We start from the raw sequence: 13,368 nt of genomic DNA on the forward strand, positions 1-13,368 counted from the left end.
CCTCCCTGACGCCCTGCCCGCCTGAATCAAAACGGCGCAACAGAAGCTGCGCCGTCACTTTATAAAGGTGGCAATTCGTCGTCCGTCACACCACCGGCGTTGGCAGTTCTTTGCCGGCGAAATGCGCATCGAGATTGGCGATAACCAGATCGGCCATGGCGCGTCGCGTCTGGTGTGTGCCGCTGCCGACATGTGGGGCAAGCGTGACGTTGTCGAAGGCGAAAAGCGCTTCCGGCACGCGCGGTTCATCCTCGAAGACATCCAGCGCCGCACCACCGATGGCGCCACTGGAAAGAGCCTCGACAAGCGCCTTCTCATCCACCAGCGAACCGCGCGCCACGTTGACGAGCACGCCCTGCGGTCCAAGCGCCTTCAGCACATCCGCATTGACGATATGGCGCGTTTCGGCGGTGGCGGCGGCGGCAATGATCAGCACGTCGCAATTGGCGGCCAGCGCCTCGATGCTGTCGTAATAATCATAGGCGACATCGCGACGGTTTCTGGCGGTATAGGAAATACGCGCGTCAAAACCCTCGAGCCGCTTTGCGATAGCCTGACCGATGCGGCCCAGACCGAAAATGCCGTAACGACGGCCGGCCACACGGGTGGAAAGCCCCATGTCGCCCTTCAGCCATTGCCCGGTGCGCACATGCTGATCCGCTTGCGGCAGCTTGCGCGCCTGTGCCAGAACAAGACCAAGCGCGAGGTCGGCGACATCGGCCGTCAGCACATCAGGCGTATTGGAGACGCGGAAACCGCGCTGCTTGGCTTCCGCCAGATCGACCTTGTCGAAACCGACGCCGTTGATGGCCACGATTTCGAGATTGGGAAGCGCAGCACCAATATCCGCCGGCAGGCCGATATGGCCGCCGGTGACGACGGCGCGGATTGAAGCACCCTTTTCAGCAAGAAATGCTGCCTTGTCCGCAGCCTCGAACAGGCGATGCACGGTGAAGCGCTGCGCGAGTTCTTCTTCCAGTGCCGGGATGAGCGGGCACAGTTGCACGATTTCAGTGGTCATGGATCTTCCTTTGTGCCGGTGAACTACTTCACATCGGCCTTGACGAATTGCCGGAGTTCAGGCGTTTGCGGATTGGCGAAGAGTTCGGAGGAGCGGCCCTGCTCCCAGATCTTGCCCTTGTGCATGAAGATGGTTTCGGTCGCCACGCGGCGCGCAAAGGCCATTTCATGGGTCACGAGGATCATGGTCATGCCGTCCTTGGCGAGGTTTTCCATGACGGTCAGCACTTCCTCGGTGAGTTCCGGGTCGAGCGCCGAGGTCACCTCGTCGAACAGCATCACCTTCGGCCGCATGGCAAGCGAGCGGGCAATCGCCACGCGCTGCTGCTGGCCGCCGGAGAGCTGGTCGGGATAAGAATCGAATTTCTCAGACAGGCCGACGAGTTGCAGGACTTCGCGGGCGATATCCCTGGTTTCCGATTTCGCCACATCCTTGACGATGCGTGGCGCAAGCATGATGTTTTCACCGACCGTCAGATGCGGGAAAAGATTGTAGCTCTGGAACACGATGCCGACATCGGTGCGCAGCTTGCGCAACGCCTTGGCATCTTCCCCGATCGCATGACCGGCGATTTCGATGCGGCCCGAATTGATCCTCTCCAACCCGTTCATGCAGCGCAGAAGCGTGCTCTTGCCCGAGCCCGAGCGGCCGATGAGGGCAAAGACTTCACCGCGACCGACCGTCAGCGACACGCCTTTGAGGACTTCCAGAGCGCCAAAGCTCTTGTGAACGTTTTCAACGATTACTTCCGGCATGAAGCCTCCTTTCCAGCCAACGCGACAGCTGGGACAACGGGTAGCAGACGATGAAATAAAGCACGGCCACCGCGACGAAGACGCGGAACGGCTGGAACGTGGCATTGTTGATGAGCTGCCCCGCTCTCGCCAGTTCGACGAAACCGATGATCGATGCGATGGACGTATTCTTGACGACCTGGACGGCAAAACCGACGGTCGGCGGTAGCGAAATGCGGATCGCCTGCGGCAGGATGACGTAGCGATATTGCTGGGCGCGGGTAAGAGCCAGCGATTCCGAGGCTTCCCATTGCTGCTTCGGCACCGCCTGGATGCAGCCGCGCCAGATTTCCGCGAGGTAACCCGATGTATAGATGGTCATCGAGGCGCCGGCGGCAAAGAGCGGCGGCAGTTCCAGCCCGGCAAGGCTGAGGCCGTAATAGGACAGGAACAGGATCATCAGCACTGGAATGCCCTGAATGACCTGAATATAGGTGCCGGCGGCAATGCGCAGCGCCTTGAAATTCGAGGTACGGGCCAGCGCGACGAGGAAGCCGACAATGCCGCCGCCGATAAGCGCAATGATCGTCAGAAGCACGGTCCATTGCAGGGCGGTCAGCAGGAAGCCGAATTCGTTCCAGCCGAAAGTTCGAAGAGTCATGACTGCACCTCCGGCATGGCGGTCATTGTCTTGCGGGCGACGCGGCGGCCGAACAGCCACATGCCGACGAGGGCAAGGATGAGCCGCAGGCTGAGCGCCAGCGCAAGATAGATGAGCGTGACGACGATATAGACCTCGAAGGAGCGATAGGTCTGCGATTCCACGAAGGCCGCGGCAGCCGCAAGCTCATGGGTGGAAATGGCCGAACATATGCTCGATGCCAGCATCATCAGCACGAACTGACTGCACAGCGAGGGATAGACCTTGGCAATCGCCGGCACGATGATGACGTGGCGATAGATCTGGTACTTCGTGAAGCCAAGAGCTTCGCCCGCCTCGATCTGCGACTTGTGCACTGCCTCGATGCCGGCGCGGATGATTTCCGTCGAATAGGCCGCGAGATTGATCGTCATGCCGATCAGCGCCGCCGTATCCGCCCCGACACGAAAGCCGAGACCCGGGAGACCGAAATAGACGATGAAAAGCTGCACCAGAAACGGCGTGTTGCGGATCACCTCCACATAACCGTCCACGACGATGCGGACGATACCGCCCTTGATGGAGCGCAGCGAGGCCAAAAGAATGCCGAAAGCGCAGCCGAGCACGATGGACAGGACCGACAGCTTGATCGTCAGCCATATGCCGTTCAGAATTTCATTCTGATACTGGGCGAGCGCGCCGAATTGAAAAGTATAGGACATGCGTCACTCCGTTGACATTTCCCGGTCCGCCGGAAATTTTTCTCCGGCGGACGCGTTGAAAGGCTCAATCAGAAGCTTGGCAATTGCGGCAGAGGACGACCGGTCCACTTCACCGAGATACGGTCGAGATCGCCCGACATCTTCATGAGGTAGATGGAGGTGTTCAGCCACTGGCGCAGCTCGAAATCCTCAAGCTTCGTCGCCATGGAATTGCCCTGCTGGAAGAAGGTGAAACCAACCTGCAGACCGGCTTCCGGGCGCTGTTTGATGATGGCTTCGCCAACCGTGGACGGCAGGGCGACAGCATCCACCTGACCGGCAAGCAGTGCCTGGGCGCTGGTGGAATCGTCTTCGTAAACGACGATTTCGAGACCTTCGACATTGGCCTTGCGCAGCGCGGTTTCCTGCGAGGAGCCGCGATTGACCGAAACGCGCTTGCCCTTGAGGCTGTCGAGATTTTCGAACTTCTGGTCCTTGCCCGAGATGATGTCCATGTTGAAGGCGCTGTAGGGCTGCGTGAACATCACGGTCTTGGCGCGCTCGCCGGTCGGCGCAAGCGTTGCAACGAGGAAGTCGACCTTGCCGGTCTGAAGGGCCGGAATGCGCGCAGGCGGCGTCAGCGGCACAAGCTCAACCGGCAGCGACAGATATGTGCCGATGAGGTTGGCGACATCCACGTCATAACCGGAAGGATTGCCCTTCTCATCCACCATGCCCATCGGCGGAGCGCCGGTCAGAACACCGATCTTGACCTTGCCGCGCGCCGTGATCTCGCTGAGCGAGACAGCATGGGCGGATGTGCTGGCGGCGAGCGTTGCTGCGGCAACACCGACGGCAACGGTCACGTTCTTCAGAAATCTTGAAATGCTCATGGTTTCTCCTCCAACCTTTTAAGTGGCTGCCCAAAGCGGAACAGCAATCTTGCACAAAGCGAAAAATGTTCTCGATAACATTTCACCGCGATTGACCAAAAACTCCTCCCAAGAAACCGCGAAAGCCCAAAACCATATGAATTCTCCTTAAAATTCAATAAGTTCGTCTGGTTATCGATTTTCCTCTTGTCGACACCGTTTCACGTTCTTGGCAGGATCAATAATGCATGTTATCGGTATCATTGCAAGTCCGATCTACAGAACTGTTGCATCGGACATTCATTCGGGAGGAAACCATGTATACACGCTCGGCAATTTTCGAAGGCAGGATCCACCCCGGCCGGGAGGAGGAGTTTTTCCGCATCGTCGAGGAAAAACTGCTGCCGGTCTGGAAACGTATGCCGAATGCGCAGGCCGTGCGGGTGATGCGCACCGAGCGCACCGATCCGGACGCAGCCTCAATCATCATGGTGCAGGAAATCGACTATCCCTCGATGGAAGCCGTGGAGGAAGCGCTGGTCTCGCCGGTCCGGCTGGAAGGCCGGGTGCTGACGGACGAGATGATGAGCATGTGCGACGGACGTTTTTACCATCTGGTCTATAGCCGAGTCGCATGAATCCGGTGCACGCCGCACTGATCTCAAATCATACGGCGTGCTTTCCCTTGATATCTTCGTGTATGTCTTGTCCTGAAACGGTTCGAATTTAGGGAGACATGCTTTGGTGGAGCGAACGCCCTTGGCCGCAGCGTTAGTCACGTCAAAAAAAGCAACCATGAGCGACGTCTCGAAACTCGCGGGCGTCTCCAAGATGACCGTTTCGCGGGTGCTGGCCGATCCTGCCCTGGTGTCGGAGGACACACGCCAGAAGGTGATGAAGGCCATCGAGAAGCTCGGCTATGTGCCTGATCGAATCGCCGGTTCGCTCTCTTCCCGGCGCACCAATTTCATCACCGCCATCCTGCCGACGCTCACCAACTCCAACTTCGCCGACAGCGCGCAGGGGCTGGCCAAGGCGCTGCGCGCGGCCGATTACCAGTTGCTGATCGGTTATACGATGTATGACCTGCAGGAAGAGGAGCGCGTCATCCGCACCATGATGGAGCGCCGTCCCGATGCCATCGTCGTCGCCGGCACGGTGCATACCAAGATGGCGAGCGAAGTTCTGATGCGCGCCGGCATTCCGATCGTGGAAATCTGGGACGTTCCGGAGCACCCGATCGACCATGCGGTTGGCTTCTCCAACTACGAAGTGGGAAGAAACGCCGCCAAATATTTGATATCGCTTGGTTTAAAACGTATTGGCGCACTCGGCTCCCGGGCTGACGGCGCCGTGAACGACTGGCGCGGCGAAAGCCGCCTTGTCGGGTTTGCGGCAGCGTTGCGCGAAGCCGGCATTTCCGACGATCTCATCGTCCGCGAAGGCAGCGCGCCAGTCTCCTATGATCACGGGGCAAAGACGCTCGGCTCCCTGCTCGCGAAGGCGCCCGATGTCGAAGGCATTTTCGCCGTCTCCGATATTTCCGCCGTAGGCGCACTGATGGAATGTCACCGCCGCGGCATTGCCGTGCCCGATCAGGTGTCCATCCTCGGTTTCGGCGATTTCGATATCAGCCGGCAATGTTATCCGGCGATTTCAACCATTCGCGTCGATGCCCAGATGATCGGCCGCAGGGCGGGCGAATTGCTGCTTTCGATATTGGAACCGGAAAAGGATGCCGCTGTTCCCGAAAGCGCGCGGGTGGATGTCGGGTTCGAGCTGATAGTGCGGGAGACGACAAGGCGGTTGGGTGGATAAAGCGGAAGACGGTGGAACGAGCGGGTGCCGCTTGTTTCTTCTCCCCGCCGGGGAGAAGTCCGCGGTAGCGGGATGAGGGGGCAAGCTCTCCGTATATCTCAGCGCTAGCCCCCTCATCCGACCCTTCGGGCCACCTTCTCCCCGGCGGGGAGAAGAAATACCATCGCTCCCTCATCTCGACGTCATCCTCGGGCTTGACCCGAGGATCCACAATTTCAACGGCCGATGGATCCCCGCCTCAAGGGCGAGGATGACAAGGGAGAGGCTTTCTCTTACCTAGCCCCCCAGGTATCCGTCAGCCGATACCCCTCCGGCCAGGGATCGGACGGATCGAGCATGTGCTGGTGGATGCCCGTGATCCAGCCACGGCCGGAGATTTCCGGCAGGATGGCCGGGCGGTCGCCAACCTTTGTCGTTCCAAGAATGCGGCCGGTGAAGGTGGAGCCGATCAGCGATACCGCCGTCAGCGTTTCGCCCTCTTTCATTTCACCGCGCGCATGCAGCACCGCCATACGGGCTGAAAGCGCCGTACCGGTCGGCGAGCGATCCACTTTGCCCGGCTGGATGGCGACGGCCGCCCCTGCCCTGAGGCCTTCGGCCGTGCGCTCCACCTTGCCCGCGAAGAGGCAGAAGGAAAAATGCCGCCAGTCGGGGTTTTCGGGATGATCGAAGCCGAGGGCCTTGTTGGCGGCATTGGTGATGCGCACGCCGAGGCGGGCGATCTCATGCGCCTCTTCCGGCTTCAGGCTGAAACCCATCGCCTCGGCATCCACGATGACGAAACTGTCGCCGCCATAAGCGGTGTCCACCTTCAGCGTGCCAAGACCTTCGACCTCGAGTTCGACATCGAGCTTTGCGGCAAAGCTCGGCAGGTTCTGCACGAAAATGCGCTCGGCCTTGCCGTTACGGCATTCGGCGCGCACCTTCACCAGCCCGCCCGGTGCTTCCAAAAGCATGTGGGTTTCCGGCTCCTGCATCGGCACGATGCCGCCGTCCAGCAGCACGGTGGACACGCAGATGGAGTTGGAGCCGGACATGGGCGGCGTATCTTCCGGCTCCATGATGATGAAGGCGGCATCCGCGTCAGGATGTTTCGGCGGCACCAGCAGATTGACGTGGCGGAACACGCCGCCGCGCGGCTCGTTGAGCACGAAATTGCGCAGCGTTTCGTCACGGGCGATGAAACGGCTCTGCTCCCAGATCGTGTCCCCCGGCGGCGGCTTCACCCCGCCGACGATCACATCCCCGACTTCGCCTTCCGCATGGGCGGAAATGACATGAACGGTCTTGATACTGCGCATTCAAAACTCCTCTAGAATATTTCCAGTCAAACTGCGGAGCGGTTTAGCGTCCGGAAAATGGGAAACCGAAAGATGGGCACGCGTCTGGCCGCGCCCTAGGAAAGCCAGGCGGGAAGACGGGAGACAGCCCGGCCGGTCAGGGCGCTTTCAACACAATCGGCAAGGCTGCCGAAGCGCACCGCGCGGCCGCTCAGGCCCGGACCGTAATGGGCATATTTGCCGGAATTGGTCATCAGGGCGCGGGTCTTCGTCGGAAAAACCGGCTCGGAAATCGAGCACCAGCAGAGATCCGGCAGCACCTGCACGCCGCTGTCCTTCAGGCTTTGCAGCGTACCATCCTGCCCGGCCGCATCGATGACCTGCTGGCCAGCGGTGACGATAACGGCGACATCCGCACGACGTTTGCGGCCCGTAAACAGGGTGGCAAGCGCGCGGCACTCCTCCAGCGAGGCATGCGGGCTGCCGATGGCGACGAGTTGCACCTCCTCCGGCCCCTCGTTCAGAAGCGACCAGCCGGCCGCCATATCCTCAAGGGAAATGGTGACGGTTTCCGCTGTTTCGAGCGGCGCAAGCCCGGCCTCCGGCGTCACGCCCTCGATATGCAACATGGGCGAGGCGGAGGTGGTGCCGAAGGCGGCGCAGAGTGCTTTCAGATCATCCCGCGACGGCTTTGCGGAGCCAAGACCGCGCAGCAGCGGAATGCAATCCGGCGCAGCCTTGCCCGCGAGATAACCGACGAGCGGCCAGAAGGCGTCATCGATGCCAGCTGGCAACGTCACATCGATGATGCGCTGCGGCCGGCGATTTTCTTCGAGATAAACACCCGAAAGCGGCGCCCTGCCCGTCAGTGCAATGCAGAGATCGAGAAAGTCAGGATGTTTGGCGGTGCGGGCGCCGAGCACGGTATTGGCGAAGATCACGGCATTCGATTCGGCCCAGGCGATCGATTCACCGGCATTTGGGGCGCTGTCGAGCAGGTAAGGCGAACAGGTGAAGGTGGGGCGACAGCCCATGCGCACATATGCATCGGCCAGTCTTGCGGCGGGATCGCCGAAATCCTCCGGTACGCCCTGTGCCCGCCAGTTGGCCTTGTCCACGGAAATGGCGTTCATGGTCGATGGAACCCGCACCCTGCCGCCCATATCAGCCATTTTTTCCGCGAAAGTCAGGTTGGCGGGGCTGGCATAGATGCAGCCGTCTATATGGCCCTGGGTGACATCGACAAGCGCGGATGCGCCCTGCTGGGCCGCCATGGCGACGATGATGCGCATGGCCTGGCGCGCGGCGATGCCGTCACGCCCCTCAAGCATCGCCCGGTCGTCGTCCGTGAGGTCGAGATGCGCCGTCGCCGGCGGAGCGATGGCAAGCGAGACGCCGTCAGCCTCAATGGTGCTCTCGTGAATGCGGACATGCGCGGCGCGGGAAAAGCGGGCGAAAGTTTCGGCATCGAGCCGGATGACCGGCAAAGCCTTGTCGAACATTTCCGCGGCAACGAGGGCACCGAGCGTCAGAACGTCTTCAGCCTCGCAGAAAACCAGCGCCGAAGGCGCACGGCCGGTGAGGATGAGATCGAGCAGCACGCCCGAGCCGGTGCAGGAGCCGCGGCTGGTCGGCATGAACAGCACGCCGCTGGTGAGACAGACGCCGTGCAGCGGGTGATGCACGTCGATCACCTTGCCGGTGGCGGGATCGACCCCGCCCCAGAAGCTCAGCGCTTCGGTCGTGGCGATGACCTTGCCCTCGGCGGCACCAGCCAGAATGCTGCGCGCCTCAGGGGTAGTGATTGGCGAAACGGAAGAAGACATCGAAAATCTCCCTGAAGCATTTCCAGTAAACCTGCGTAGCGGTTTGACGCCCGGAAAATGCGTGAAAAAAGCGCTAGAGAATTTTTGCGTTTCGGAGAAAAGCCGAAATTCTCTAGAAACGTTGCGGCGAAAATGCCCTTGTATCGATGGCGGGCTTTTGCCCCGTCAGAAGATCGGCGACGATGCGGGCCGTGCCCGCCGATTGCGTCAGTCCCAGATGCCCGTGGCCGAAAGCATAAACCACCCGCGCCGTGTGCTGCGCTTGCCCAATGGCCGGCAGGCTGTCCGGCAGCGAGGGGCGAAAGCCCATCCACTGCTTGCCGCCTTCGGTCCTCAGGCCCGGCAGGAAGGCCTTCGCCTTGGTCAAAAGCGCCTCGGAACGGGCGAAATTGGCCGGAAGCTCCAGCCCGCCGAGTTCCACCGCACCACCAACGCGGATACCGGAGGAAAGACGGGTAACGACGAAACCATGGCCACCGAAGGTGACCTGCGTGCGCAGATCGAAAGCACCAGACGGCAGGGTGGTATTATAACCCCGTTCCGTTTCCAGCGGAATTTTTTCCCCAAGCGAACGGGCGATGCGATGCGAGAACGCCCCCGCTGCCAGCACCACCTTGCTCGCCTTGCGGGTGCGGCCATCATGGCTCACCACCTCGACGCCGTCTTCCAGCGGTCTGAGCGAGGCAACATCCAGGCATTCAATGCGGCCACCAATGGTGCGGAAATGATCGGCCAGCGCCAGCGTGTAGAGCTTCGGATCGGCAATGGAAAACCAGCCGGGCGTGAATGTGCCGCAGGTGAAACGCGGTGCTATTCCCGGCTGTATCTCGGCCATCTGTTCGGCGTTCAGATGCCGGAACTCAATGCCATGGCGTTCGCGCGCCTTCCAGCCGGCAAGCGAGCCTTCGAATTCCGCCTCGCTTTCATAGACCTGAAGGTTGCCCTCCTTGCGCAGCATGGCAATGGTGTCCGTCTTTCTGAGAAACGGCTCCAGCTCGGCTTTGGAAAGGTCCATCAGCGCCGTCTGCGCGGCGGTGGAATGCTCGACCTTCGAGGCGGCGCAGGCACGCCAGAAACGGAACATCCACGGCGCGATCTTCAGCGCATAGGCCGGCGGCACGCTGAGCGGTCCCAGCGGATCGATGAGCCATTTCGGCGCTTTCCAGAGAATGCCCGGCGATGCGAGCGGCAGGATATCGGTGAAGGCGAAGGCGCCGGCATTGCCGGCCGAAGCGCCCGCTGCCGGTCCCTCGCGATCGATGACCGTGACAGAAAGACCGCGGCCCTGTGCGGCGATTGCCGCCGAGAGGCCGACGACGCCGGCCCCTATGACGATGACATCATTTGCAGGCATTACCGCACGCTCGCCAGGAACTTCTGGGTTTCAGCATGCTGCGGCGCGCCGAACAGCTGGTCCGGTGTGCCGATTTCCGCCATGACGCCCTGATGGAAGAAGGCGACGCGGTTGGAGACATCACGGGCGAAGGCCATTTCATGGGTGACGCAGATCATCGTCATGCCTTCATCCGCCAGCATCTTCAGCGTATCGAGCACTTCGCCCACCAGCATCGGGTCCAGCGCCGAGGTGACTTCGTCGAACAGCATATATTCCGGCAACATGGCAAGCGCACGGGCAATCGCCATACGCTGCTGCTGGCCGCCCGACATGCGGTTTGGATAGACCTTCAGCTTTTCGGCAAGGCCCACATGGGTCAATTGCCTGACCGCGATTTCCTCGGCCTGTTCCTTGGAAATACCGAGCACCTTGCGCGGCGCCAGCATCACGTTTTCCAATACCGTCAGATGCGGGAAGGCGTTCCATTGCTGGAAAACGATACCGACCTTGCGGCGCAGCTTGTTGAGGTCGGTCGATTTGGCATGCACTTCCGTGCCGTCGATGACGATCTTGCCGCTGTCGATCGGCTCCAGGCCGTTGATGCAGGTGAGCAGCGTCGATTTGCCGGAACCGGAACCGCCGATGATGGTGACGACCTCGCCCTTGTTGACGGTGAGGTTGATCCCTTTCAGAACCTCCAGCGGGCCGAAGGATTTGCGGACGTTTTCGATCTCAATCATTGGGGGACCACCGTCTTTCGAGATACCCGCCGAAACGGGCGATGGGGAAGCTGATAAGGAAGTAGATGGCGCCGCAGATCATCAGGATGGTCAGCGGTTCCTGCAGGCGGGTGACGAGGATCTGCGAGGCGCGCAGAAGCTCAATGAGGCCGAGCCAGAGCACCAGCGCGGAATCCTTCATCACACCCAGCGTCAGGCCGATCCATGAGGGCAACGACACGCGGGTGGCGAGCGGCAGCACGATGTAACGCATGTCCTGCGACCAGGTCATGCCGAGCGACCGGCAGGCGCGACGGGTGTTCGACGGCACCGCTTCGATGCCGCCGCGCACGATCTCGGTGCAATAGGCGGCCGTATAAAGCGACAGAACCACGCAGGAGGTGGTAAAGGGCGGCCAGCCGAGCTTGGCGATCGACTGGAAGGCATTGCCGAGCACCAGCTGGATGAGCAGCGGCACGGAGCGGAAAATATCCAGAACGAAGGTCAGCGGCAGCGACCAATAGGGACCGAACTGGAAGCGGACGATACCGAAGATGATTCCCATGATGGTGCCTGCCGTGACGGCGACGGCGGTGACGGCAAGCGTCATGCCGGCACCCTTGGCCAGGAAGGCGAGATCACTCCAGGTGAGAGCGGTTTCAAACATGGCTCACCTCTCTCAGTAACGGAACAGACGCGCGGCCAGCAATCTGGCGGCAAGCGTGACGATCTTGGCGATCACATAATAGATGACCGCGGCGAGCGCGAAGAATTCAAAGGTGCGGAACGAACGCGCATTGAGCGCCTGCGTGACACCGGCGAGATCCGTGTTCATGCCGACCGTGACACCGAGCGAGGTCATGAGGATCGCCCAGACCATCTGGTTGGTGGCCGGCAGGAAAGCCACGCGCAGCATCTGCGGCAGGATGATGAGCCGGAAGGTCTGCATCGAGGTCATGCCAAGCGAACGGCCCGACCGCGTCTGTGTGTCCGGTATGGCTTTCAGCGCGCCACGGAAATTCTCCGCAAGATAACCCGCATTGTTAAACGCGATGCCGACGAGAAGCGCGGTATAGGGGCTGAGATGAATGCCGAAATTGCCGAGCCCGAAATGGGCCATGTAAATCTGGAACAGCGCCGGCGTGTTGCGGGCGATTTCCACCCAGACGGAGGCGAGAGCGCCCAGAATGCGGTTGCCGGAGAGCCGGAACAGCGTCAGCACGATGGCGAAGGACAGGCCGATCACCATCGACAGAATGGCGATCTGCAGCGTCACCACCGCACCGTCCAGAAGCTGCGGCAGAGCCTTCAGCGCCTGATTCCAGTGGAATGTATAGTTGAACATGAAGCGTCCCGCCTTTTCAGAAACGATCAACGGCGCGATCATTTTTGACCGCGCCGTTTACGAAAAGTCCTGATCAGCGATAAACGCCGTTGACGGTGAGCGAGGGAACCTCGCCGCCAACCCATTTTTCATAGAGTTCGGCGTAACGGCCGGTGCGAACCTGCTGGTTGATGAAGAGGTTCAGGTAATTGATGAAGCCGTATTCGTCACGATTGGTGAAGAGCGCGACATAATCGATGTCGTAAGGCGCCTTGCCGACCACGGAGATACCGGCGAACTTGCCCCCCTTGACGTTGGACTGGGCAACCGTCGAGGTGGATACCGTAGCATCGATCTGGCCCTGGCTGAGAGCGAGGAAAACGTCAGCCTGGGTCTGGTAAGGGCGGAATTCGCCGGTGCCCCACTCCTTGACCGACTTTTCAAGCGCGATGGCTTCGAACGTGCCGGCGGTTGCGCCAACCGTCTTGCCCTTCATGTCTTCGAAAGACTTGATGCCCGACTTGTCGTTGGCGGTAACGGCCATTTCGAAAGCGAAATAAGGCACGGTCATGCCGACCGTCTTGGCGCGTTCCAGCGTATCGGAGGTGGACGCAACGCCGACATCGACGCGGCCGGACATCAGCGCCGGAATGCGCTCGGGGAACGGCGTTTCGACGATTTCAGCCGTGACGCCGAGCGCCTTGGCGAGGTCGTTGCAATAATCGACGTCGAATCCGATCGGATTGTTTGCGTCGTCACGTGCACCCATGGGCGGGAAGTCGAGCACGACGGCGCAACGCAGGGTGCCGGACGAAATAATGTCGTCAAGCTTGTCGGCCTTGGCCGGGGTGATAGCGGAAGTGGCGGCCAGGAGGCCGGCGAAAATGACCGATTTTTTCATTCTTTATTTGCTCCCAGAATTGGTCTGCCCTTGAAGGCGCGGTCACTATTTCCCCAAGAAAGCGATAAATCAACATAAAAATACAATGAGTATACAAAAAGAATTTTTTGCATGCGAAAAGATGAGGGTTGGCGGCTAAGTTTCATGGAGAGCGTGGCGCGAGGAACCAAGGAGCTACGCGGAAACATTCCAAGGC

14 protein-coding genes are annotated in these 13,368 nt (G+C 60.5%); 2 read left to right on the forward strand and 12 right to left on the reverse strand.

Annotation, left to right across the window (positions count from 1 at the left end):
- Nucleotides 1–85: 85 nt before the first annotated feature.
- The 5 genes from ACIQUH_RS12735 to ACIQUH_RS12755 all read right to left on the reverse strand — a co-directional run bounded on the left by ACIQUH_RS12735 (nt 86) and on the right by ACIQUH_RS12755 (nt 3,989).
- Nucleotides 86–1,021 carry a 2-hydroxyacid dehydrogenase gene (locus ACIQUH_RS12735; RefSeq protein WP_400815462.1) on the reverse strand — a complete coding sequence of 312 codons (936 nt, stop codon included), beginning with the start codon at nt 1,019–1,021 and terminating at the stop codon, nt 86–88.
- 23 nt (nt 1,022–1,044) lie between these two features.
- Entirely contained in the window at nt 1,045–1,776 is a 732-nt protein-coding gene (locus tag ACIQUH_RS12740) for an amino acid ABC transporter ATP-binding protein (protein ID WP_400815464.1), read from the reverse strand.
- Nucleotides 1,757–2,416 (reverse strand): amino acid ABC transporter permease, encoded by a 660-nt coding sequence (locus tag ACIQUH_RS12745; RefSeq protein WP_400815466.1) that lies wholly within the window; start codon nt 2,414–2,416, stop codon nt 1,757–1,759. Before ACIQUH_RS12745 ends, ACIQUH_RS12740 begins: the two co-directional genes overlap by 20 nt.
- Nucleotides 2,413–3,117, reverse strand: a complete 705-nt coding sequence (locus ACIQUH_RS12750; RefSeq protein ID WP_400815468.1) for an amino acid ABC transporter permease — start codon at nt 3,115–3,117, stop codon at nt 2,413–2,415. Before ACIQUH_RS12750 ends, ACIQUH_RS12745 begins: the two co-directional genes overlap by 4 nt.
- Nucleotides 3,118–3,185: 68 nt before the next feature.
- A complete protein-coding gene (locus ACIQUH_RS12755) occupies nt 3,186–3,989 on the reverse strand; it encodes a transporter substrate-binding domain-containing protein (RefSeq protein ID WP_142841962.1) in 804 nt (267 codons plus the stop codon).
- Nucleotides 3,990–4,285: 296 nt separating this feature from the next.
- Between ACIQUH_RS12755 and ACIQUH_RS12760 the strand changes: the two genes are divergently transcribed.
- Both ACIQUH_RS12760 and ACIQUH_RS12765 read left to right on the forward strand, forming a co-directional pair.
- Nucleotides 4,286–4,606 carry a hypothetical protein gene (locus tag ACIQUH_RS12760; RefSeq protein WP_003505663.1) on the forward strand — a complete coding sequence of 107 codons (321 nt, stop codon included), beginning with the start codon at nt 4,286–4,288 and terminating at the stop codon, nt 4,604–4,606.
- A 157-nt stretch (nt 4,607–4,763) separates the two neighbouring features.
- Nucleotides 4,764–5,786 carry a LacI family DNA-binding transcriptional regulator gene (locus ACIQUH_RS12765; RefSeq protein ID WP_400815473.1) on the forward strand — a complete coding sequence of 341 codons (1,023 nt, stop codon included), beginning with the start codon at nt 4,764–4,766 and terminating at the stop codon, nt 5,784–5,786.
- A 272-nt stretch (nt 5,787–6,058) separates the two neighbouring features.
- Here ACIQUH_RS12765 and ACIQUH_RS12770 read toward each other — a convergent pair whose 3' ends face one another.
- From ACIQUH_RS12770 to ACIQUH_RS12800, 7 genes are all read right to left on the reverse strand, one after another.
- Nucleotides 6,059–7,087, reverse strand: a complete 1,029-nt coding sequence (locus ACIQUH_RS12770; RefSeq protein WP_400815475.1) for a proline racemase family protein — start codon at nt 7,085–7,087, stop codon at nt 6,059–6,061.
- Between the two features lie 95 nt (nt 7,088–7,182).
- On the reverse strand, nt 7,183–8,892 hold the full coding sequence (locus ACIQUH_RS12775) for an aconitase X (protein WP_400815478.1): 1,710 nt from the start codon (nt 8,890–8,892) through the stop codon (nt 7,183–7,185).
- A gap of 112 nt (nt 8,893–9,004) precedes the next feature.
- Nucleotides 9,005–10,246 carry an NAD(P)/FAD-dependent oxidoreductase gene (locus ACIQUH_RS12780; RefSeq protein WP_400815480.1) on the reverse strand — a complete coding sequence of 414 codons (1,242 nt, stop codon included), beginning with the start codon at nt 10,244–10,246 and terminating at the stop codon, nt 9,005–9,007.
- A complete protein-coding gene (locus tag ACIQUH_RS12785; protein ID WP_400815482.1) occupies nt 10,246–10,968 on the reverse strand; it encodes an amino acid ABC transporter ATP-binding protein in 723 nt (240 codons plus the stop codon). Before ACIQUH_RS12785 ends, ACIQUH_RS12780 begins: the two co-directional genes overlap by 1 nt.
- Complete coding sequence (locus ACIQUH_RS12790; RefSeq protein WP_400815484.1) at nt 10,961–11,614, reverse strand: amino acid ABC transporter permease; 654 nt, start codon at nt 11,612–11,614, stop codon at nt 10,961–10,963. Before ACIQUH_RS12790 ends, ACIQUH_RS12785 begins: the two co-directional genes overlap by 8 nt.
- Before the next feature lie 12 nt (nt 11,615–11,626).
- Entirely contained in the window at nt 11,627–12,292 is a 666-nt protein-coding gene (locus ACIQUH_RS12795; protein ID WP_400815486.1) for an amino acid ABC transporter permease, read from the reverse strand.
- 73 nt (nt 12,293–12,365) lie between these two features.
- Entirely contained in the window at nt 12,366–13,172 is an 807-nt protein-coding gene (locus ACIQUH_RS12800) for a transporter substrate-binding domain-containing protein (RefSeq protein ID WP_080818943.1), read from the reverse strand.
- Nucleotides 13,173–13,368 lie beyond the last annotated feature (196 nt).

It is taken from the genome of Agrobacterium sp. NPDC090283 (assembly GCF_044769685.1).
GTDB lineage: Bacteria > Pseudomonadota > Alphaproteobacteria > Rhizobiales > Rhizobiaceae > Agrobacterium.

Coding starts and splice junctions, on each gene's coding strand:
- ACIQUH_RS12770 (WP_400815475.1), bottom strand. CDS start 7,087: ATGCGCAGTATCAAGACCGTTCATGTCATTTCCGCCCATGCGGAAGGC.
- ACIQUH_RS12790 (WP_400815484.1), bottom strand. CDS start 11,614: ATGTTTGAAACCGCTCTCACCTGGAGTGATCTCGCCTTCCTGGCCAAG.
- ACIQUH_RS12765 (WP_400815473.1), top strand. CDS start 4,764: ATGAGCGACGTCTCGAAACTCGCGGGCGTCTCCAAGATGACCGTTTCG.
- ACIQUH_RS12735 (WP_400815462.1), bottom strand. CDS start 1,021: ATGACCACTGAAATCGTGCAACTGTGCCCGCTCATCCCGGCACTGGAA.
- ACIQUH_RS12740 (WP_400815464.1), bottom strand. CDS start 1,776: ATGCCGGAAGTAATCGTTGAAAACGTTCACAAGAGCTTTGGCGCTCTG.
- ACIQUH_RS12785 (WP_400815482.1), bottom strand. CDS start 10,968: ATGATTGAGATCGAAAACGTCCGCAAATCCTTCGGCCCGCTGGAGGTT.
- ACIQUH_RS12775 (WP_400815478.1), bottom strand. CDS start 8,892: ATGTCTTCTTCCGTTTCGCCAATCACTACCCCTGAGGCGCGCAGCATT.
- ACIQUH_RS12800 (WP_080818943.1), bottom strand. CDS start 13,172: ATGAAAAAATCGGTCATTTTCGCCGGCCTCCTGGCCGCCACTTCCGCT.
- ACIQUH_RS12750 (WP_400815468.1), bottom strand. CDS start 3,117: ATGTCCTATACTTTTCAATTCGGCGCGCTCGCCCAGTATCAGAATGAA.
- ACIQUH_RS12795 (WP_400815486.1), bottom strand. CDS start 12,292: ATGTTCAACTATACATTCCACTGGAATCAGGCGCTGAAGGCTCTGCCG.
- ACIQUH_RS12755 (WP_142841962.1), bottom strand. CDS start 3,989: ATGAGCATTTCAAGATTTCTGAAGAACGTGACCGTTGCCGTCGGTGTT.
- ACIQUH_RS12780 (WP_400815480.1), bottom strand. CDS start 10,246: ATGCCTGCAAATGATGTCATCGTCATAGGGGCCGGCGTCGTCGGCCTC.
- ACIQUH_RS12760 (WP_003505663.1), top strand. CDS start 4,286: ATGTATACACGCTCGGCAATTTTCGAAGGCAGGATCCACCCCGGCCGG.
- ACIQUH_RS12745 (WP_400815466.1), bottom strand. CDS start 2,416: ATGACTCTTCGAACTTTCGGCTGGAACGAATTCGGCTTCCTGCTGACC.